Source organism: Mesorhizobium loti R88b (genome assembly GCF_013170845.1).
Lineage (GTDB): Bacteria > Pseudomonadota > Alphaproteobacteria > Rhizobiales > Rhizobiaceae > Mesorhizobium > Mesorhizobium loti_B.
The window spans coordinates 3,765,457-3,783,833 of record NZ_CP033367.1 but is presented as its reverse complement, the minus strand read 5'-3'; the positions used below and the strand labels follow the sequence as shown (position 1 = coordinate 3,783,833).

General features: G+C 62.8%; 19 protein-coding genes and 1 tRNA gene. 10 read left to right on the top strand and 10 right to left on the bottom strand.

Translation table 11 applies throughout. The features are described from left to right. Positions 1–6 precede the first annotated feature (6 nt). From cobS to EB235_RS18440, 3 genes are read left to right on the top strand one after another with little or no spacing between them, the layout of a single operon-like run. On the top strand, positions 7–786 hold the full coding sequence (cobS, locus tag EB235_RS18450) for an adenosylcobinamide-GDP ribazoletransferase (protein ID WP_027029587.1): 780 nt from the start codon (positions 7–9) through the stop codon (positions 784–786). A 48-nt stretch (positions 787–834) separates the two neighbouring features. Then, positions 835–1,845: a nicotinate-nucleotide--dimethylbenzimidazole phosphoribosyltransferase gene (cobT, locus tag EB235_RS18445; RefSeq protein WP_027029588.1), complete on the top strand. Its 1,011-nt coding sequence runs from the start codon at positions 835–837 to the stop codon at positions 1,843–1,845. A 24-nt stretch (positions 1,846–1,869) separates the two neighbouring features. Further along, the gene (locus tag EB235_RS18440; RefSeq protein WP_027029589.1) at positions 1,870–2,610 is read left to right on the top strand and encodes a hypothetical protein; all 741 of its coding nucleotides are present in this window, start codon (positions 1,870–1,872) and stop codon (positions 2,608–2,610) included. Positions 2,611–2,721: 111 nt separating this feature from the next. On the opposite strand, the gene EB235_RS18435 is transcribed toward EB235_RS18440, so the two are convergent. Both EB235_RS18435 and EB235_RS18430 read right to left on the bottom strand, forming a co-directional pair. After that, positions 2,722–2,797 (bottom strand) — tRNA-Lys (locus EB235_RS18435). Between the two features lie 106 nt (positions 2,798–2,903). After that, the gene (locus tag EB235_RS18430; RefSeq protein WP_027029590.1) at positions 2,904–3,812 is read right to left on the bottom strand and encodes a PhzF family phenazine biosynthesis protein; all 909 of its coding nucleotides are present in this window, start codon (positions 3,810–3,812) and stop codon (positions 2,904–2,906) included. A 101-nt stretch (positions 3,813–3,913) separates the two neighbouring features. Between EB235_RS18430 and EB235_RS18425 the strand changes: the two genes are divergently transcribed. From EB235_RS18425 to EB235_RS18415, 3 genes are read left to right on the top strand one after another with little or no spacing between them, the layout of a single operon-like run. Then, the gene (locus EB235_RS18425) at positions 3,914–5,197 is read left to right on the top strand and encodes an efflux RND transporter periplasmic adaptor subunit (protein ID WP_027029591.1); all 1,284 of its coding nucleotides are present in this window, start codon (positions 3,914–3,916) and stop codon (positions 5,195–5,197) included. 4 nt (positions 5,198–5,201) lie between these two features. Further along, entirely contained in the window at positions 5,202–5,909 is a 708-nt protein-coding gene (locus tag EB235_RS18420; RefSeq protein ID WP_027029592.1) for an ABC transporter ATP-binding protein, read from the top strand. Beyond that, positions 5,906–7,123, top strand: coding sequence for an ABC transporter permease (locus EB235_RS18415; RefSeq protein WP_027029593.1), 1,218 nt, complete (start codon positions 5,906–5,908; stop codon positions 7,121–7,123). The genes EB235_RS18420 and EB235_RS18415 overlap by 4 nt, the downstream gene beginning before the upstream one ends. Positions 7,124–7,147: 24 nt before the next feature. On the opposite strand, the gene EB235_RS18410 is transcribed toward EB235_RS18415, so the two are convergent. The 3 genes from EB235_RS18410 to EB235_RS18400 all read right to left on the bottom strand — a co-directional run bounded on the left by EB235_RS18410 (position 7,148) and on the right by EB235_RS18400 (position 10,086). Continuing rightward, positions 7,148–8,008, bottom strand: coding sequence for a lysozyme inhibitor LprI family protein (locus EB235_RS18410; RefSeq protein WP_051429591.1), 861 nt, complete (start codon positions 8,006–8,008; stop codon positions 7,148–7,150). A 243-nt stretch (positions 8,009–8,251) separates the two neighbouring features. Next, positions 8,252–8,968, bottom strand: a complete 717-nt coding sequence (locus tag EB235_RS18405) for a hypothetical protein (protein ID WP_027029594.1) — start codon at positions 8,966–8,968, stop codon at positions 8,252–8,254. A gap of 5 nt (positions 8,969–8,973) precedes the next feature. Next, the gene (locus EB235_RS18400; RefSeq protein WP_027029595.1) at positions 8,974–10,086 is read right to left on the bottom strand and encodes an endonuclease/exonuclease/phosphatase family protein; all 1,113 of its coding nucleotides are present in this window, start codon (positions 10,084–10,086) and stop codon (positions 8,974–8,976) included. 189 nt (positions 10,087–10,275) lie between these two features. On the opposite strand from EB235_RS18400, the gene EB235_RS18395 reads away from it, so the two are divergent. After that, positions 10,276–10,827, top strand: coding sequence for a BA14K family protein (locus tag EB235_RS18395; RefSeq protein WP_027029596.1), 552 nt, complete (start codon positions 10,276–10,278; stop codon positions 10,825–10,827). A gap of 135 nt (positions 10,828–10,962) precedes the next feature. On the opposite strand, the gene EB235_RS18390 is transcribed toward EB235_RS18395, so the two are convergent. After that, positions 10,963–11,448: a MarR family winged helix-turn-helix transcriptional regulator gene (locus EB235_RS18390; RefSeq protein ID WP_027029597.1), complete on the bottom strand. Its 486-nt coding sequence runs from the start codon at positions 11,446–11,448 to the stop codon at positions 10,963–10,965. A 57-nt stretch (positions 11,449–11,505) separates the two neighbouring features. Here EB235_RS18390 and EB235_RS18385 point away from each other — a divergent pair, with 57 nt between their 5' ends. Then, positions 11,506–11,925 carry a cupin domain-containing protein gene (locus EB235_RS18385; RefSeq protein ID WP_027029598.1) on the top strand — a complete coding sequence of 140 codons (420 nt, stop codon included), beginning with the start codon at positions 11,506–11,508 and terminating at the stop codon, positions 11,923–11,925. A 162-nt stretch (positions 11,926–12,087) separates the two neighbouring features. Here EB235_RS18385 and ilvC read toward each other — a convergent pair whose 3' ends face one another. From ilvC to EB235_RS18370, 3 genes are all read right to left on the bottom strand, one after another. Beyond that, entirely contained in the window at positions 12,088–13,107 is a 1,020-nt protein-coding gene (gene ilvC / locus EB235_RS18380; protein WP_013531065.1) for a ketol-acid reductoisomerase, read from the bottom strand. 17 nt (positions 13,108–13,124) lie between these two features. Continuing rightward, entirely contained in the window at positions 13,125–13,781 is a 657-nt protein-coding gene (locus tag EB235_RS18375) for a TetR/AcrR family transcriptional regulator (RefSeq protein WP_432431169.1), read from the bottom strand. Positions 13,782–13,949: 168 nt separating this feature from the next. Beyond that, entirely contained in the window at positions 13,950–14,408 is a 459-nt protein-coding gene (locus tag EB235_RS18370) for a MarR family winged helix-turn-helix transcriptional regulator (RefSeq protein WP_027029600.1), read from the bottom strand. Between the two features lie 99 nt (positions 14,409–14,507). Between EB235_RS18370 and EB235_RS18365 the strand changes: the two genes are divergently transcribed. Together EB235_RS18365 and EB235_RS18360 are read left to right on the top strand one after the other, a co-directional pair. Beyond that, positions 14,508–14,813, top strand: a complete 306-nt coding sequence (locus EB235_RS18365; RefSeq protein WP_027029601.1) for a Rieske (2Fe-2S) protein — start codon at positions 14,508–14,510, stop codon at positions 14,811–14,813. 1 nt (position 14,814) lies between these two features. Continuing rightward, positions 14,815–15,546 (top strand): glutathione S-transferase family protein, encoded by a 732-nt coding sequence (locus EB235_RS18360; protein ID WP_032925413.1) that lies wholly within the window; start codon positions 14,815–14,817, stop codon positions 15,544–15,546. Positions 15,547–15,582: 36 nt separating this feature from the next. On the opposite strand, the gene EB235_RS18355 is transcribed toward EB235_RS18360, so the two are convergent. Further along, positions 15,583–18,363: a CHAT domain-containing protein gene (locus EB235_RS18355; RefSeq protein WP_167334855.1), complete on the bottom strand. Its 2,781-nt coding sequence runs from the start codon at positions 18,361–18,363 to the stop codon at positions 15,583–15,585. Positions 18,364–18,377: the final 14 nt, after the last annotated feature.

Sequence of the window (18,377 nt, the reverse complement as noted above, 5' to 3'; positions counted from 1 at the left end):
GAGATCATGCTCAAGCTGCGGAGTTTGACCCTTTCGCCTCGCCAAATCCTCGACGATGTGGCGCTTTGCCTCGTGTTCTTCACCAGGCTGCCGCTCCCCGTCTTCGACTTTCGCGGCCGCAGCCTCGCCGCCGCGATCTGGGCCGCACCCATCGCCGGGCTCCTCGTCGGCCTGATCGGCGCCATTGTCTTTGCCACCGCTGAGAGGTTCGGCCTTGCCATGGCGCCGGCCGCCGCCCTTGCCCTTGTCGCAACCGTGCTCACCACCGGCTGCCTGCATGAGGACGGGCTGTCCGACGTCGCCGATGGCTTTGGCGGCGGCAAATCACGCGGCCGCAAACTCGACATCATGCGCGACAGCCGCATCGGCGCCTATGGTGCGATGGCGCTTGCCCTGTCGCTGCTCATCCGCTGGAGCGCGCTGTCGCAACTTGTCGACCCGACGCAAGCCCTTTTCGCCCTTGTCGCCGCCCACACGGCTTCGCGTGGCGTGCTCGGCGCCTTCATGCATCTCTTGCCGCCGGCGCGCGACGACGGCCTCTCGGCCAGCGCCGGCACGGTCTCGCTTGAAACGGCAATCGCCGGCGCCGTGCTTGGCGCGATCCCGCTCCTGCTGCTTGGGCCCGGCGGCGCCATCGCCGCGCTGATCCTGCTTGGCCTGCTGTTTGCCGCCTTCCACGCCCTTTGCCTCAACCAGATCGGTGGCCAGACCGGCGACACGATCGGCGCTTTGCAGCAGGTCAGCGAAATCGCGGTGCTGCTCGTCGCTTCCGTCGCCCTCTCTTGATCGCCTTGGCCTGCTTCCCCTTGATTCCCTTCCGGAGACCTTGCCCCCATGCCCTTCAAATCCCTCGATGAACTGCGCGCCGCCTGCCTCGATCTGCCCGCCGGCAGCGATAGCGCGGCAAAGGCCGTTGCCAGCCGCCAGGACACGCTGACCAAGCCGCAAGGCAGTCTCGGCCGGCTGGAAACCATTGCCGCCTGGCTGGCGCGCTGGCAGGGCCGCGACATGCCCAAACTCGACCGGGTGAAGGTGTTCGTCTTCGCCGGCAACCACGGCGTCACCGCGCAAGGCGTGTCGGCGTTCCCCTCGGAAGTCACGGTGCAGATGGTGGCGAATTTCGCCGGTGGCGGCGCCGCCATCAACCAGCTCGCCCGGATCGCCGGCGCTGAGCTCGACGTCATCCCGCTCGACCTCGACCATCCCACGGGCGACTTCACGCAAGTGCCGGCGATGGATGAAAAGGCCTTCCTCGCCGCTGTCTCGGCCGGCTATGACGCCGTGACTGATGATCTCGACCTGGTCTGCTTTGGCGAAATGGGCATCGGCAACACCACGCCGGCTGCCGCCATTTCGGCGGCGCTGTTTGGCGGCGGCGCGGAAAAATGGACCGGCCGCGGCACCGGCGTTGACGATGCCGGCCTGAAGCGCAAGGTGACGGCAATAGAAGCCGGCCTGAAGCGACACGCCGCAGCCCTCGCCGATCCGCTGGGCGTTGCCGCCGCACTCGGCGGCCGCGAACTGGCCGCCATCTTCGGCGCCACGCTCGCCGCCCGTCACCTCGGTATACCCGTTTTGCTCGACGGCTTTGTCTGCACCGCCGCCGCCGCCCCGCTGGCAAAGCTGCATCCGACCGGCCTCGCACACACCGTCGCCGCCCATGTCTCGGCTGAGTCAGGCCATCGCGGCCTGCTCGAAGCGCTGGGCCTGCCGCCGCTGCTCGATCTCGGCATGCGGCTCGGCGAAGGCTCCGGCGCCTGCCTCGCCGTCAACATCGTCCGCTCGGCGCTGGAGTGCCATGCTGGGATGGCGAGCTTCGCCGAGGCTGGGGTGTCGGATAAGTAGATTCGCAACGCCGGATCACACCCGATGAATGAGCCCTCGCAGATATTCGGGAACCCCAAACAGGGACTTCGGGATGCTCTTGCTCGGATTATCCGGGATTTCGACAGCAAGAGCGGAGCTTTTGCCGGGCTGAATTACAATTCGCCGTGGATACTGGCAACACAGGATTGGGCAGAGCGATCAGGCCATACTGTCGAAGAGCTGTGCGAGATGATTTCTCAATGGCGAATCTCAATCTTTTCTGGCGAGCAGACCGGCACGAGAATCGTTCAGGTTTTTGAAGACCTCCGCAGCGCGGCAGAAGAGTGGAGAACCGAGACAAATTACGTCGATCCACCCCTGCCTTATGATCCTGAAAAGGCAAAATTCCCCAATCGCAAAGAACTGAAAGCCCATACTCTGAAGGCTTGGAGTTCTTTGGGATTAGCGACGCAATGGCATAGCTACGACGCCAAAGACCTTAGTTTTAGTGGAATTTTCGAAGACAGATTCGGTCACGAAATCAGGTTCTCGATGACCTTCAAGCTCGCATATGGCGGTCCAATAAGGCTGTTCTTTCAATTTCCTTACTATGCGGATGGCGACCCGAGATCATTCCAACTCTTTATGCTCTCAGGCTGGGGAATAGGTCGCGAGCTTCGTCTGCCGGAAGCCCCGGAACTGGAATGGGTCGTTGGCAAAAGCAAGACAAGCTTCGACGCCGTCGACGGCGTCCTGGCCATAGTGCGGGCAATCCTCAGCTATTTGAGGCCGACGCTTCAGTAGCCAGGCCTGCCACCGCTGCTCGGCCCTCGGCCCGCGCCGATATCGACGCATGCTTAAGACGCGCCAAACGCGTCTCGCTTTCAGGGTCTTTCCACCAATTTTTGAAGAATTTGGTGGGTGCGCACAGGATTGAACTGTGGACCCGCTGATTAAGAGTCAGCTGCTCTACCAACTGAGCTACGCACCCACTCGGCCGGCAAAAACCGGCGTTGGCGGGCATATAGCCGCCACCATCCGACATGTCCAGCCCTGCAGGAGTCATTTCCCGACAAATCGCTTTCAGCACATCGCGATCAGACGAAAAGCTTGCCTTCCGCCACCTTGACCGCATGGCCGCCAATGCGCGCCGAGGCCAGTTTTCCGCCTTGCACGGTCAATTCGAGGCGTATGCGCGACGGCCGGCCCATCTCCAGGCCCTGCTCGATCCACAGTTGCGAAATGCCATCGGTCGGCGCGTCGAAATGCATGATGGCGCCGGCAAAGGCGGCCGCCGCCGAACCGGTCGCTGGGTCCTCATAGGAAGGCGTGCCGGGCACGATCATGCGGACATGGAACGCGCTTTCGTGGTTCACCGTCTCGCGGCAATAGACATAGGGGCTGGCGAAGGCCCATTCGCTCTTGCGCGGCGCCAGTTCCGACCACGCCTGGTTGTCCAGCCGGACCCGGCCCGCCGCCTCGAGATTGGCGACAGGAATGGTCACATAGGGCACGCCTGCCGACCAGAACGAGACGCGGTGATTCTCGAAGCCGATTTCGTGCGGCGCCAGGCCAAGGGCTGCACCGATTGCCTGCGGGTCGGCCTCCAGCTTCAGCGGCTCCGGCAGTTTCGCCAGGTCGAATTCGGCGAAAGTGGCGCCATCATGCGTGCTGACGGCGCAGCGCACCGGGCCGATGTTTTCCTCCAGCACGAAGATGCCGGCTCCACCCTCGCCCGCCAATTCAGCCAGCGCGATTGCCGAACCCACTGTCGGATGCCCGGCGAACGGCATTTCATAGTCGGGCGTGAAGATGCGGATGCGGTTTTTATGCTTGGGATTGTCAGGCGGCAGGACAAAGACTGATTCGGACAGGTTGAATTCGCGCGCGATAGCCTGCATCGCGGTCGTGTCCAATCCATCGCAATCCAACACCACGGCCAGCGGGTTGCCGGCCAGTCGCTCGGTCGTAAACACATCGTAAAGCAAGTAATTCCGGGTTTTCATTCCTGCCTCAATCCCAACATGGGCGAAATTTAATTTGATATTCGAACCATCAAGCCTGATCTGTGCACAGATAGGGACGTTGCGCATCATAGGGGTCTGGCGTGGACCAGATTGTCAATCTGCCAAAGACGGAATCGGATTCCGCCATCGAGACGGCGCTCGGCCTTGATAAAAAGGGGCTGCGCAAGACACGCCAGCGTGGCTGGCTCTATGCATTGCTGACCCTGATCGTGCTTGCCGCTGGCTTGGGCCTCTATCAGTGGTATGCGGGCACGCCGGCCAGGATCGACTACACCACAACGCCGGCCGCCAAGGCCGACCTCACCGTCCAGGTCTCGGCGACCGGCACGCTGCAGCCGCTCACCCAGGTCGACATATCAAGCGAACTGTCCGGCATCATCCGCTCGGTCTCCGCCGAGGAGAACCAGCAGGTGAAGAAGGGCGACGTGCTGGCTACGCTCGATACGGTGAAACTCGAGGTCCAGATTGAACGCGCCGAGGCATCCGCCAAGGGCGCCGCGGCCAATGTCGAAGACGCCACGGTGACGCTGGCCGAGAACGAAAGCGCGCTGGTACGCGCGGCGGCCTTGACAAAACGCGGCATGGCGACTGACCAGTCGCTCGAGGCGGCAACCGCGACACGTGACCGCGCCAAGGCAGCGCTCGACAGTGCGCAAGCCAATCTCGCCATCGCCCAGGCCGATCTCAAGGCGCAGCAGACCGACCTTGCCAAGAGCACGATCTATGCGCCGATCGACGGCATCGTTCTGACCCGTTCGGTCGACCCCGGCCAGACGGTCGCCTCCTCGCTGCAGGCGCCGGTGCTGTTCATCATCGCAGCGGATCTGAGGAACATGGAACTGGTGGCGGCGGTCGACGAAGCCGACATCGGTGCGGTCAAATCAGGCCAGCACGCCCGCTTCACCGTCGACGCCTTCCCGGAGCGGCCGTTCGACGCCGCAATCCGCGACATCTCTTACGCCTCGGTCACCACAGACGGGGTCGTCACCTACAATGCGCGGCTCGAAGTCGACAACAACGAGCTGTTGCTGCGGCCCGGTATGACCGCGACGGTTGCGGTCGTCACGAGGGAAGCCAAGGGCGTGCTCACGGTCCCCTCCTCCGCCTTCCGCTACCGCCCGGCGCAGCAGGCGGCGCGCGGCTGGAGCTTGAGCGATCTGTTCACGGGCCGGATGGGCCGTCCCAATCGCCAACGCACGGTCGCGCCACCAACCGATGGCTCGCGCACGCTCTATGTGCTGGAAAACGGCCGGCCGCATCCGGTCAACGTCAAGATCGGCTCGACCGATGGCGAGCTGACCGAGATCACCTCCGGTCTCGACGAAGGCGTGCAAATCATCACCGCGTCACAGCTGCGGAGCTGAGGCCGTGGCCGCGGGTGCGCCTCTCATCACCTTCGACAAGGTCTGGAAGAGCTACGGCCAGGGCGAGGCCCGGGTTCATGCTCTGGCAGGCGTCGACCTTGCCATCAAGCGCGGCGAATTCGTCGCCATCATGGGCCCGTCCGGCTCCGGCAAATCGACGGCGATGAATATTATCGGCTGCCTCGACACGCCGACGGCCGGAACCTATTCCTTCATGGGCATCGATGCTGGCCGGCTCGACCGCAACCGCCGCGCAATGCTGCGCAATCTCTATGTCGGTTTCGTCTTCCAGGGCTACAATCTGCTGGCCCGAACCACGGCGGCGGAGAACGTCGAGCTGCCGCTGATCTATCGTGGCGTGGCAAGCCGCGAGCGCCGCGACCTAGCCATGCAGGCACTCGCCCAGGTTGGCCTTGTCGGCCGCGAGCACCACACACCGGCCGAACTGTCGGGCGGCCAGCAGCAGCGCGTGGCGATCGCGCGCGCCATCGTCACCCGGCCGACCCTGCTCGTCGCCGACGAGCCGACCGGCAATCTCGACACTGCCCGCACGCACGAGATCATGGAGTTGCTGACAAAGCTCAACACCGAGCTTGGCCTGACCATCGCCATGGTCACGCACGAGGCCGATGTCGCGTTCTATGCCGAGCGCACGATCCGCTTCCTCGACGGCCATGTCGCCTCCGACACCATGAAGGTGGAGCTGGCATGATCTGGGAAACCGTCCGCCTCTCGCTGCGCTCGATCCGCCGCAATGTGCTGCGCTCGTTCCTGACGCTGCTTGGCATCGTCATCGGCGTTGCCGCCGTCATTGCCATGCTCACCATCGGCTCCGGCACGACAGAAAAGGTTAAGGCCGACATTTCCAAGCTTGGCAGCAATTTGCTGGTTGTCAGGTCAGGCCGCCCGGCCGGCCCCGGTGGCCCGGGCGGGCTCGACCAGGTGGTGCGGCCGCTGGCCGAAAAGGACCTCGAAGCCCTGGTTGCGCATTTGACTGGTGCGCGCGCCATTTCGCCGGCTTCGCAAAAGCAGGTCCGCGTCATCTTCGGCACCGAGAGCTTGACTTCGGGCGTCACCGGCACCGACAGCGCCTATCTCGATGCGCGCGACTGGAAGCTGGTGTCGGGCCGCCCGTTCAGCGATTCCGAAACCCGCTCGGGCACCGGCGTGTGCCTGATCGGCGAGACCGTGCGCCAGCAATTCTTCGGCGCCGGCGATCCCGAAGGCGAGATCATCCGCGTCAACCGCACCTCCTGCAAGATCATCGGCCTGCTCGAGCCCAAGGGCTACACCGGCTTCGGCCAGGACCAGGACAATGTCGTCTTGATGCCGCTGCATGCCTATCAGCGCCGCATCGCCGGCAACCGCGACATCGACAACATCTACATCGCCGCCGACGACCGCACGCCGACCAGCGAATTGCAGCCCCGCGTCGAGGACATACTGCGCGATGCACGCCGGATCACGCCCGACCGCGAAAGCGATTTCGCCATCCGCGACATGACCCAGATCGCCGACGCCATGGCCAGCGCCACCACCACCATGACCGGCATGCTGGGCGCCGTCGCCGGCGTCAGCCTTTTGGTCGGCGGCATCGGCATCATGAACATCATGCTGGTCTCGGTCACCGAACGCACCCGCGAGATCGGCATCAGGCTCGCCATAGGCGCGCACGAAAAGCACATCCTCATCCAGTTCCTGGTCGAGGCGACGGTGCTGTCGCTGCTTGGCGGCATCATCGGCATCCTGATCGGCCTGGCGCTGGCCGGCCTCGCCTCGCTGACGCTGACGATACCCTTTGCGCCCAGCCCAGCCGTCATCCTGCTCGCCGTCGGCTTCTCCGCGCTGATCGGCATGGTGTTCGGCTTCTTCCCGGCCCTGCGCGGCGCCAGGCTTAACCCGATCGACGCGCTGCGGCACGAATAGAGCAGCGCTTATTGCCTGTGGCGATCAGGGATTGGTGCCGCCAGCGGGGAAGGATTTGTCCGCGAGGCAACCACTCATCCAATCGGCATCGGCAACGGTTTCCGACGCCTCCGGGTCCAACTTCAGGTCCGGCTTGCCCGGCGCTTCAGCCTTTCTCGTATCCGGCGTCATGTCCCAGCCGCCATCGGGCGCTTTCCCATCGACGGGCTCGTCGGGGCATGTTTTGACCCCGTCATTGCCGAGGCCGCATTTTGCCCGCGTCCGCGCCCGGCCGTCGACAATATCGACCACGGTGCGGGTGGTCTGCGACGTGTAGGAGGCGAAATCGTTGGCTTCGACACAGACCCTGTCGCCATTCTGCCGGCTCATGCTGCCGAAGCAGTTGTAGGTATAGTCGTTCGGGTGCTGCCGGTCGGGAATGAAAGTGCAGTTGGTCGAGAACCCCGCCCATGGACCATTTCCGCTGACGCCGAGCGCCTTGCGCTGCGCAAGCGCGCTGGCGACGAAGGCGGGCTTGCCGTCAGACGTCTTCTTGAGAAAGGCCGTGCGGTCCTGTGTCACGCGCGTGAGGACTTGGGCCCAACTCGGTGGAGCGGAATCGTCGTCCGTGCCCCCGGCTTCGAGGGTGGCCGGGTCATTGATGCCACTGTCGCGCGCCTTGATCCAGCGGCGCTGGCTCTCGATCAGCGCGGCGTGGATTTCTGGATCGTCGACGGCACGCAACAATTTCGCATAGGCCGTGCTCATCTCATCATCGGCCCGGCGCAGGGCCTTGCTGCCGCATATCTGGTGCTCAACCTGCGTCGTCGCCTTGCTGCAGTCGAATGCAAGGGCCGGTGCCGTCAGGACACACAGAGCGGCGGTAGCAAGCAAAAGCAATTTCATGGGCGATATCCAGTAATCAACGGGGTGGCCTGCGGTGTTTCACATGGCCGGCGCAGGCCCTGCAAGGCCGGCGGGATCATGTCGGGAATACAACCGTCATTTTTGTTGCAGGCCAGGCGAAACCGCGCGTGCTGAACCGGAACCAAACCGCCAGCCCAGATTTACGGCAAGCCCCGCAAAGAGGATCAGCGCCAGCCCACGCCCGGCCCGCAACATCAGGCGATCAAGTCACCGTAGCCGGGATTATTCCATTCCCGCGAAATGCCATTCGACCAAAGGCTTCATATGCGGCGCCAATCCTGCCGGCAGATCGGTTGCATGGCGGATGATCACCGGTCCCTCGATTTCCGGATCGACCTCGGCGGCAACGAAGGTACGGATGTGCGAAGCAATCTCGTCAGCCGTTCCATCGACATGATAGCGGCGGAAGATGACCGTGCCACTCGTGGTCGACAGGGCATGCCAATGCGGACCGCGCCTGGCAGCGGACAGGTCAAGGCCTGTCTCTTCGCGCACCTCGCGGATCATGTTGAAATCGACGTCGACAAGGCCGTCGCGGAAATCGATCGGTTCGAACGAACCGGCGGCGAAATAGACGCTGCCGGCACCCACCGTGTGCGAGCCCATGCGGATCGCCACCAGCGCGTTGTCGCCGGCCACCAGCATGGCATGGCCATAGGCATGCTCGGCGCCTGAATTTGCGCGCTGCTTACGCCACAGCATGAAGGCGGAGTAGCTGACGGCGTGACAGCGACCAACCAGGCGCCGGTCGCGCCAGGCGAGTGCGGACAAGAGCACCACGGTACCGTCAAACAGCGCCGGATTGGCCGATATCTCGCGCTGCCAGTTCTCGGCGATCGCCTCGCCATTATCCAGCGCGAAAGGATGCGGGCCAGGATCGAGCCGGACGTCGACGGTATCGACCGGCAGGATGACATTGCGCGGCAGGTCGAAACTCATGCGCGTCACGCCATGTCCAGCGTGATCGCCACCGGGCAATGGTCTGACGCCTTCGGCCGGTCCCAGCCGGCGCGCGGGAAACGCTCGACCTCCTGGCCCGGCGGAAAGATCGTGCGCCATGGTTGGCCATTGCGGATGATGTCGGGCACAGCAGTGGCGTTCTTCGCCGCCAGCCCCCTGGACAACAGGATGTAGTCGAGCTGGCAGAGATGCCGCTCTTGCGGCCCGCGTGTGTGATAAAAACTCCAGCGGTTCATTTCCGGCCGCCGCTCGACGACGTTTTCGCAGAAGCCGCCCGCCGTCAGCACGTTGATGCAGGACTGGGCCTCGTCGACCACCTCGAAACGGTAACCATCGACCTCGTCGCCGGCGATCTTCACGCGCTGCCGGTAATCGTTCATGTCGCCGCAGATCGCCCAGCGCTTGTCGGCGGCGTGCTCCCCACCGAAGCGCTCCTCGATGATGCGGCGCACCGCCTGTGCCTCGGCGTTGCGCACCGGCATCGTCGCCTCGCGTCCATCAAGCCCGTTGCGGGGCGAGCCCATCGACTTGAAATGCACGAGGTAGAGCGTCAGCGGCACCCCGCCGACGGTGATGTCGATTTCCAGGCAATCACGGCGGAAAATGCGCTCATTGGCCTGGTTGCCGAGCGCCGCCAGCTCCGGTGTATGCAGCCCGAACTGTTCATAGGTGACGTAGGCGTGGCTGGTCATGCGTACGAATTCGATCGGCTGGCCCTGTGCCGTCTCGTTGCGCATCATCACAGCAACGTCGATGCCGCGCGAATCATTGCCTGACGTGGTGTATTTCTGCCGGTAGCCCTGCCCCACCATCTTGAACAGATAGCCGTACTCGAAGGCCTTCAAAGCCTCGATGTTGTCGACCTCCTGCATGCAGATCATGTCGGCCCGGGTGGCCGCGATCGCCAGCGCCGTCAATTGCCGCGTGTCGTCGGATTGCGCGATGGCACGGGCCTGCTCCAGCATCTTGTACTCGGCCTCGCTCTGGATATCGAACAGCGCCAGCGTGCGATCTTCGTTGAGCTGGTTGCGATAGCCGGAAAAATCGAACCTGTTCATCAGGTTCTCGACATTGAAGGTGGCAAGGCGCAGCGACATGTCCTGACCTTTGCCCGCATGTGCTGGAGAAAACAAGATCGCAGGACCACATGCTTAGATCGATTGGTCCTGGCGGCCTTCACGCCATGGTTGACGGAACCTTTCCGTTCATCCGTCGTTCAGATCCAAACCCCCACAGTGAGCCCATTCCAGGGTAGGCGTGGGGCCTGTAACTCTTGGAGAGTGCAAATGAACTCGCTCTTTTCTTCCACCATAAAGTCCGGGCTGATAGCGCTCGGCATTGTCTCCGGCATCACGGCGCCGTCCGCCGCCGGGCCGATCATGCAGCCGAACCTGTCGATTCCGACCAGCACTGCCGCTCCGACAGTCACAGACGTGCGCGACAGTTGGGCCGGCGGCAACAACAATGGCGGTAATTTCAGATGGCGCCGGTCGGGCAACTGGAGCGGCCACCATTGGAATGGCGGCGGTCGTTGGAACGGTGACCGCCATTGGAATCGCGGCGGTTGGCGCCATCGCGGCGGGGGTTATTATGATGACGACGCTGGTGCCGCGATCCTGGGCTTGGGCCTCGGGCTTGGCCTCGGCAGCATGTACAGCAACAACTACTACAACGACGGCTACTATGCGCCGCCGCCGCGCCGCTACTATCGCGCCGGGCGGCTTTCTAACGCCCATGTCCAGTGGTGCTACAACCGCTACCGTTCGTACCGGTCCTGGGACAACACGTTCCAGCCCTATGGCGGCCCGCGCCAGCAGTGCTATTCGCCCTACAGCTGAGTTGCTGTGACTGACGGATCCCCATGAAACGGCGCCGCGCATAGCGGCGCCGTTTGTCGGCGGGCCTCGCTGAAACAACGGCTCAACGCAACTGCGGGCATAGTGACGTGCAGCGCGCCAGCCGCGATCGTTCGGCTACTGGCCTGGATCTTTGGAGTCATCCTGCTGCGCCCTCGCGGCCAGCTGCTTCAACACGCCAAGGAAGTCGTTGAACCGCTGCTCACCGATCTCCTCCGCCCATTCCGCGTGCAACCGCCGCAGGCAGGTGAAAATCGTCTCGACAAGCTGCCACCCGCGCGCGCTCAGGTAGATGAGGCGCCGGTCGCTGCCCTCGGGAGAGCGCCGTTCGATATAGCCGAGCTCCTCGAGCTGGATGAGGAGATAGTTGATCGCCTGCCTCGACATTCGCTTCTGGCGAGCCAGTTCCGACGGCCTTACGCCATCCGGAAGGGGATACGAGAATATGGCGAAGTGAGCGTCCTGAAAGTCGGTGAAGCCGGCGTCATGAATGGCCCTGTGCATCTGGTTGCGAACGTGCTGCCAGGTGATGCGCAGGAGAGCCCCGAAGAACGGCGGGCCCAGCTCTTTGTCGGGCTCTGTCGTTTCACCGGCCGTTGACATCAATGTAAAGTCCTTTTACAAATCATGTAAAGCCACTTTACAACAAGGAGCATGTCGATGGAAGCGGGTACACAGAGCGTCCTGAAGATCGGTGAACTGGAACTGCGCTTCCTGGTCACCGACAAAGGTGCAACCGTGTTTGAGTTCATTGTCCCGTCCCGCGCCCGCGTACCGGCGCCCCACTACCATCAGGAGGCTGACGAAACGCTGTATGGGCTGGAGGGCATTTTGACAATTACCGTTGATGGCCGAAAGCAGGAGCTCGGCGCCGGCGATGCCATCTTCATTCCGCGCGGAAGTGTCCACCACCACGAGAATCTGCACGACGGTGTATCGCGGACTTTGGCCGTGCTTACGCCGGGGTCTATCGGGCGCCGCTACTTCGACGAAATTGCCGAGGTAATCAATGTTCCCGGCAAGCCCGACCTGGCCAAGGCGAAGGAGGTCATGCTGCGCCACGGGCTCGTACCCGCGTAGTCGTAGCGACAAGCCCACGGCGACCATCTCGCAGTGGGCCATATCAGGTACATCTGAGTTCGGACCCTAGTCTTGGCCACGTCGACCAGCTTGTTCTTGAAATCCCCCGCGCGACCGCAGGGCGAAGCCCGAGGACGCGCAGGGGCAAGACGTGGATTTCGATCAGTTCTTGGCCTTGTCGACCAGCTTGTTCTTCGAGATCCAGGGCATCATCGCACGCAGCTTGGCGCCGACTTCCTCGATCTGGTGGCTGTCATTGTTGCGGCGGATGCCCTTGAAGCGCGACATGCCGGCGCGGTATTCCTGCATCCATTCCGAGGTGAACTTGCCGGTCTGGATGTCCTTCAGCACGCGCTTCATCTCGGCCTTGGTCTCGGCGGTGATGATACGCGGACCCGAGACATACTCACCCCATTCGGCGGTGTTCGAGATCGAGTAGTTCATGTTGGCGATGCCGCCTTCATAGATCAGGTCGACGATCAGCTTGACCTCGTGCAGGCACTCGAAATAGGCCATTTCGGGCGCGTAGCCGGCTTCCACCAGCGTCTCGAAGCCGGCGCGGATCAGCTCGACCAGACCGCCGCACAAAACGACCTGCTCGCCGAACAGATCGGTCTCGCATTCCTCGCGGAAATTGGTCTCGATGATGCCCGAACGGCCGCCGCCGACGCCGCAGGCGTAGGACAGCGCCAGGTCGAGCGCATTGCCCGAGGCATCCTGGTTGACGGCAACCAGGCACGGCACGCCGCCGCCCTTCTGGTATTCGCCGCGCACCGTGTGGCCAGGCCCCTTCGGCGCGATCATGACGACGTCGACCGTCGACTTCGGCTCGATCAGGCCGAAATGCACGTTGAGGCCGTGCGCGAAGGCAATCGCCGCACCATCGCGAATGTTCGGCGCGATTTCATTCTTGTAGATGTCGGCCTGCAATTCGTCGGGCGTCGCCATCATCATCAGGTCGGCCCATTTGGCGGCATCCGCCACGCTCATCACCTTGAGGCCGTCGGCCTCGACCTTCTTGGCGGTCGCCGAGCCGGCCTTGAGACCGATGGCGATCTCCTTGGCGCCGGAATCCTTGAGGTTGAGCGCATGCGCCCTGCCCTGGCTGCCATAGCCGATGATGGCGACCTTCTTACCCTTGATCAGGTTAAGATCGGCATCACGATCGTAATAGACGCGCATTTTACTTCCTTCCCGTTTTATGAATCAGAGGCCTTGCGGCCGGTTTTTGCTCCGTAAAGAGCGAGAAACTGCTGCGTCGCGCGGACGGCATCGCCGCCGATCGTCGCCTCAGTCAATTCCAGCCGGTCACCCAACATCAGACGGATCTGCACATCGCGGGCGACCAGCCCGAAAAAGCTACGAAACGCCGTCTCGGCATCCGTAAAGTCCAGGAGCCCGGCATGGCGTCCGGCCTCGAGCACCGGCTTCAGCCGCCTCGCCAGCGCGAAACGGCCATTCTCCAGCACGACGGCGCCAAGGTTGTCCTTGCCCGACCCGGCATGGCCGATCGCTACCCGGTTGAGCGCGATCGACGTGTCGCTCGAAATCACTTTCAGCCAGTCGGAAGCGAAGCCTTCAAGGCTGGCCGTCAGCGAGGCGAGATCAAGGCCCTTGCCGTCGACAGACACCACGCGCACCTTGGAGGCCTGCCACTGCACCGTCGCGGTCAACAGTCCGTCACGGTCGCCGAACCATTTGTAGAGCGTTTCCTTCGAACAGCTGGCGCGCCGCGCCACGGCGGTCATGGTCAACTGATCGCCCTCCTCGACCAGCAGCCGCAGCACTGCATCCAGAACGGCCTTCTGCCGCTCCGTCAGCGCTTCGCTGTTGTCGATATCGGCGTTGGCCTGCAACACGCTCGGTTCCTGTTCGATGGGGCACAGTGCGCCGTCAATCAACGGGAGTACCGTACGTTACGGTTCGGCATATTGCGCAATCCGCCACCCGACGCAAGGGGAAAGGTAGAAATATTTGGCGGCAAAAGGCGACGGTGCGCAACAGCCGCTCAGTGCCGGTCAGCCTCACTCGCCCACAGGCGGATGGCGCAGCCGGCCGAGCAGCGCCGACACCGTGTTCAACTCATCCGGCGAAAGCCTGGCCCCGACCAGTTCGGCGATCGACCGGCCATAGACGGCCCACATCTGGCGGCGCGTCTCACGTCCCTTGGCCGAGATGCGGATGGTCTGGCCGCGACCGTCATCGGCCACCGGCAGTTTTTCGACCAGTCCATCCGCCTCGAGCCGGGCGAGCAGCCGCGAGATGTTGTATTGCGCAAACAGGGTACGTTCGGTCAGTTGAAACGGGCGCAAGCCGCCCTCGCCCGCCTCGGCAAGCTCGTGCAGGACATCGTACCAGGCAAGCGGCGGCAGGCCGCCTTCCTTCAATGCATCTTCGGCACTCTCCACCATTTGGCGCGACACGCGCATCAGGCGGGCCCAGGCCTTGATGGCTTCCGGCGAAGGCGTGGCTTTTTCGATCATGGCTTACCCTAGGCGATAGATGCAGATGCATCAAGCTTGACGATCAATGCAAATGCATCTACATAGATGCAATTACATCAATACTCGGAAGGCAAAACCATGAAACATGAAATCTGCAAGGTTGCCGATATCCCGCAAACGGGCAGCCTGATCGCCCCGTTCTTCGGCCGTGAGGTCCATGTCTATCGCAGTGGCGACCGCATCCGCGCTGCCGCCAATGTCTGCCTGCATTTCGGTGGACCGCTCGACTGCACGGACGGCAGGCTGGTCTGCCAATGGCACGGCGCCGCTTTCGACATGGCATCAGGCGATCGCCTCGACGGCCCGGCACCAAAGGGTTCTCGCCTGATGTTTCTGTCGACGCGCGTCGAGGGCGGCGCATTGAACTATGTCTGGGCAGAGTGACATGACCGACAAGCTCACCCTCGTCAGCCACCCTCTCTGCCCCTATGTCCAGCGCGCGGCGATCTCGCTGACCGAGAAAGGCGTGCCGTTCGAACGCCTCGACATCGACCTCGCCGACAAGCCTGTGTGGTTCAACGCCATTTCGCCCCTCGGCAAGGTGCCGCTGCTGCGCGTCCAGCGCGACGGCGAGGAAACGACGATCTTCGAATCCGCCGTCATCCTCGAATTCCTCGAGGAGACACAGGCCAATCCGCTGCACCCCGCCGACCCCTATGCCCGTGCCCGGCACCGCGCCTGGATCGAGTTCGGCTCGGCCACCCTCAACGCCATCGGCCGGTTCTATTCGGCGTCAAATGAGGCGGCCTTCCTCGCCGAATCCAGCGCGCTGGCGGACATGTTTGGCCGCCTTGAGGCGCAACTGGCGGACGATACCCGGCCCCGTGGTCCATGGTTCGCCGGCGACAGCTTCTCGCTTGTCGATGCGGTGTTCGGGCCTGTTTTCAGATATCTAGACGCTTTCGACAGGATCGGCGATTTCTCCATCCTGGACGGCAAGCCGCGCGTCCAGGCCTGGCGGAAAGCGTTGAACGATCGCACATCGATCAGGGACGCCGTGCGGCCCGATTATCCGCAGCGCCTGCATGCTTTCCTGCAAGCGAAGGGCTCATTTCTGTCGAGCCTCATCCATCGAAACGATCAAGCCGGACCATTTGCATTGGCACGATCGGCTTGAATGACAGACCCGGGCAAACACCCACTTTGAACGGCCTCAGTTCTCGAACATGACAAAGGCGGCCCAGACCCGCGGGTCCTGGGCGCCTGATATCTTGCCGTCGCGAGCATCGCGGCGGGTCTGGCGCAACGCTTCCGGATAGGTCTGCCCGGCCGCAAGACGGCGGTAGAAGCCGACCATGAAGGCTGCGGTTCCGGCATCGTCCACCGGCCACAGCGTCAGCAGCGAGCGTTTGGCGCCGGCGATATCGATTGCCGTCGGCAGGCCGCGCAAACCGCCGACAAATGTCTCCTGGCCTCGGGCCGTCTCGCAAGCCGACAGGACAAGCAGGTCGAGGCCCGACAGGTCCCAGTTCATCAGTTCCATGCCGTAGAGCCGGCCGTCTTCATCGTCGCGTTTCATCGACTGCCGGTCTCCCGACTGCGACAGCACGACCTGGCTTTGCCAGAGCGCATTCACCGCGCCCACGCCGCCCTCTTTCTCGTCACGATAGGCGCCGTGGGTCGCCAGATGCGCGATCGTCGCCTGCTCCATATCCTCGCGCAGCGTCCGCTCGCTGGCCGCCTTTCCGGTCAGCATTTCGACCGAATAGGCATCGCCGCGCAGGATCGAGGCGATGGCGTCGACCTCCCTGGCTGTGCCCGGCAGCGGCTCCGCTCCCTTTTCCGACCCTCGGGCATAGTCCAGACCGCCAGCCAGCAGGGCTTTGCCGGTCTTGGGAAAACTCTGATCGACGCCGGCATTCAGCAGCGATTCCGGCCGCGTCAGCATGCGCACGACGAAGCGGTCGTCGAGCGTTGCGCCTTTGCTGTCCTGCAACAGGGGAAACGGCACGGAGAACAGCTTGCCGTCCGGCACCACGAACAGCGTGTCGGCGCCGCCAAGCGACGATTCCAACGGCGCGATCAGACCAGCATACAGCCCGGAGAATGTGGCGTTCAGGTCGATCAAGGTCACGGCGCCGCGTTCCTGCGCGGAACGTGTCGACCGCAAATTTGCCATGCGTGTTTCGTGAGCAGCCGGGATGAGCCGGCGCGAATCGCCGAGATCGTAGAGGCGGGGCTTCTGGTCCTTGCGCGTGACGATCGCATAGAGGCGCTCGTCTTCCAGCGGATCGGCACTCTCGCGATCCGCCCGCCATTTGCGGGTGATGAAGTAGTCGACCAGTGCCTCGTTGGGCTTCAGCAGCAGGTTGGCTGACGGCAAGGGTTTGTCCACCACGCTCTGACTGAAACTGTATTTGGCCATGACTCTGGCGGTGGCCTTTTCGTACGCCGCCTGAACCTGTTCCGGCTGCACCACACCTGGATCATCGGAACTGTCACCGCTGGAAGCCGCCTCCTGATAGGCTAGGGACAGCCGGATACCGGTCTGGATCAAATTCCGTGTCTCCGTGTCGTTCGGATCGATCAGGCGGGACAGTCTGCGCAACAGATCGCGTTTCTCATTCTCAAGCGTCGGCCAGCGGCGCACGGCTTCGGCAAACGCTGGCACCACCGAAGCCTTGTCTTTTGCGAGGCGCGCATAGTCGTACAGCATATCGTCGGCCAAGGCGCGGCTGGCCTCGGCGACAACAGGGTTACCGGCCGTGCTTACCTGGAACCAATTCCAACGCAGCATGTCCTCGTCGAGAGCGGCGAAATCGGCGGCCGCCGCCTCTGGATTCGTTTTCGCCTTGAGATTGGCCTTGGCCTGACGTGCGGCAAAGGTCAGCGGGTGCACCACCCCGTATGTTGTTTCGGCGATGCTTTGGGCTCGTTCAAGTTGGCTCATGCTGTTTTCGGTGTCGCCTCCGGCCGCGAAATGCGAGGCAAGGAGGTTGGCGATCTTGATTGCCAGTATTTCGGGATAGCTGGGATCGATGGTCAGTTGTTGCAGCCGTGCCAGCGTTGGGTCGTCTAGGGGCTGCGTACCGGAGACAACCCTCGTGTAGAGCAGCCAGGCATCGGCTTGCTCGACCAGATTGCCTTCCTGCTTCAGGACAACGGCAATGTCCCGGTCCTGTTGGAAGTAGCGCAAGGCCTCGTCGTATTTGCCAAGGTCCAGATAGTCCTGAGCGGTATTGTTGGCGCTGGCCAAAACATTGAAGTGATTTGGCCCGTAATAGCCGATGCGATTCTCCAGCACGGCCAGATCATACTGCAAGGCGCGTGTCGGAGCCCCCATCTGGCGCAGCATATCGGCCAGATTGTTCTGCAGCTTCCAGATGAAACGATCGTCGGTGCCAGTTACCTGCTCGGCCAATTTCAGATTGCGCTGCTCGATATTGATAGCTGAAGCGATTTGACCGAATGCGGCAACCCCGGTCGCCAGCACATCATTGGCATACATGAGTTCGTGGGATTCGTTGCCGTGGTAATGGGCGTACAGATTGGTTGCTGTCGCGCACATGGAAACGAAGCCCTGATAGTCCTTCTCGGCCTGCTTCAGCATCGCGTAGTTGAGATAGAAATCGCCGCGCTTCTCGACATCCTGCTGCATCGCCCTGGTTTTCAGGCCTTCAGCAAAAATCTCCTCGGCGTTGTCGAGGATCTGGTTGTTGAGAAATGTCCCGCCGGCGTTCGAGTAGCTCTCCACGGTAAACTCGTACAAGTCGCTTCTGGCGGCATCGAGCAGCGTTGCCCGCAACTGCGCGTAGCCTTCATCGAAGCGTCCTGCGTCCATCATCAGCTTGTAAGCAGCGTCGATGCGAGCCCTCAGCGCGTCTTCACTGTCTGCCGCCCCCTGCTGGCTGGCCTGGCCTGGCGCCTGGGCGTGTGCCGGAGGTACAGGCAACGCCACGACCAGCATCCCCAGGACAGCTGCAACGATGCGCATCGGACCTTGCGATT

What these genes read in the sequence shown, in the direction of transcription:
- cobS (WP_027029587.1), top strand. Translation starts at nt 7, where the DNA reads ATGCTCAAGCTGCGGAGTTTGACCCTTTCGCCTCGCCAAATCCTCGAC.
- cobT (WP_027029588.1), top strand. Translation starts at nt 835, where the DNA reads ATGCCCTTCAAATCCCTCGATGAACTGCGCGCCGCCTGCCTCGATCTG.
- EB235_RS18440 (WP_027029589.1), top strand. Translation starts at nt 1,870, where the DNA reads ATGAATGAGCCCTCGCAGATATTCGGGAACCCCAAACAGGGACTTCGG.
- EB235_RS18430 (WP_027029590.1), bottom strand. Translation starts at nt 3,812, where the DNA reads ATGAAAACCCGGAATTACTTGCTTTACGATGTGTTTACGACCGAGCGA.
- EB235_RS18415 (WP_027029593.1), top strand. Translation starts at nt 5,906, where the DNA reads ATGATCTGGGAAACCGTCCGCCTCTCGCTGCGCTCGATCCGCCGCAAT.
- EB235_RS18410 (WP_051429591.1), bottom strand. Translation starts at nt 8,008, where the DNA reads ATGAAATTGCTTTTGCTTGCTACCGCCGCTCTGTGTGTCCTGACGGCA.
- EB235_RS18405 (WP_027029594.1), bottom strand. Translation starts at nt 8,968, where the DNA reads ATGAGTTTCGACCTGCCGCGCAATGTCATCCTGCCGGTCGATACCGTC.
- EB235_RS18400 (WP_027029595.1), bottom strand. Translation starts at nt 10,086, where the DNA reads ATGTCGCTGCGCCTTGCCACCTTCAATGTCGAGAACCTGATGAACAGG.
- EB235_RS18395 (WP_027029596.1), top strand. Translation starts at nt 10,276, where the DNA reads ATGAACTCGCTCTTTTCTTCCACCATAAAGTCCGGGCTGATAGCGCTC.
- EB235_RS18390 (WP_027029597.1), bottom strand. Translation starts at nt 11,448, where the DNA reads ATGTCAACGGCCGGTGAAACGACAGAGCCCGACAAAGAGCTGGGCCCG.
- EB235_RS18385 (WP_027029598.1), top strand. Translation starts at nt 11,506, where the DNA reads ATGGAAGCGGGTACACAGAGCGTCCTGAAGATCGGTGAACTGGAACTG.
- ilvC (WP_013531065.1), bottom strand. Translation starts at nt 13,107, where the DNA reads ATGCGCGTCTATTACGATCGTGATGCCGATCTTAACCTGATCAAGGGT.
- EB235_RS18370 (WP_027029600.1), bottom strand. Translation starts at nt 14,408, where the DNA reads ATGATCGAAAAAGCCACGCCTTCGCCGGAAGCCATCAAGGCCTGGGCC.
- EB235_RS18365 (WP_027029601.1), top strand. Translation starts at nt 14,508, where the DNA reads ATGAAACATGAAATCTGCAAGGTTGCCGATATCCCGCAAACGGGCAGC.
- EB235_RS18360 (WP_032925413.1), top strand. Translation starts at nt 14,815, where the DNA reads ATGACCGACAAGCTCACCCTCGTCAGCCACCCTCTCTGCCCCTATGTC.
- EB235_RS18355 (WP_167334855.1), bottom strand. Translation starts at nt 18,363, where the DNA reads ATGCGCATCGTTGCAGCTGTCCTGGGGATGCTGGTCGTGGCGTTGCCT.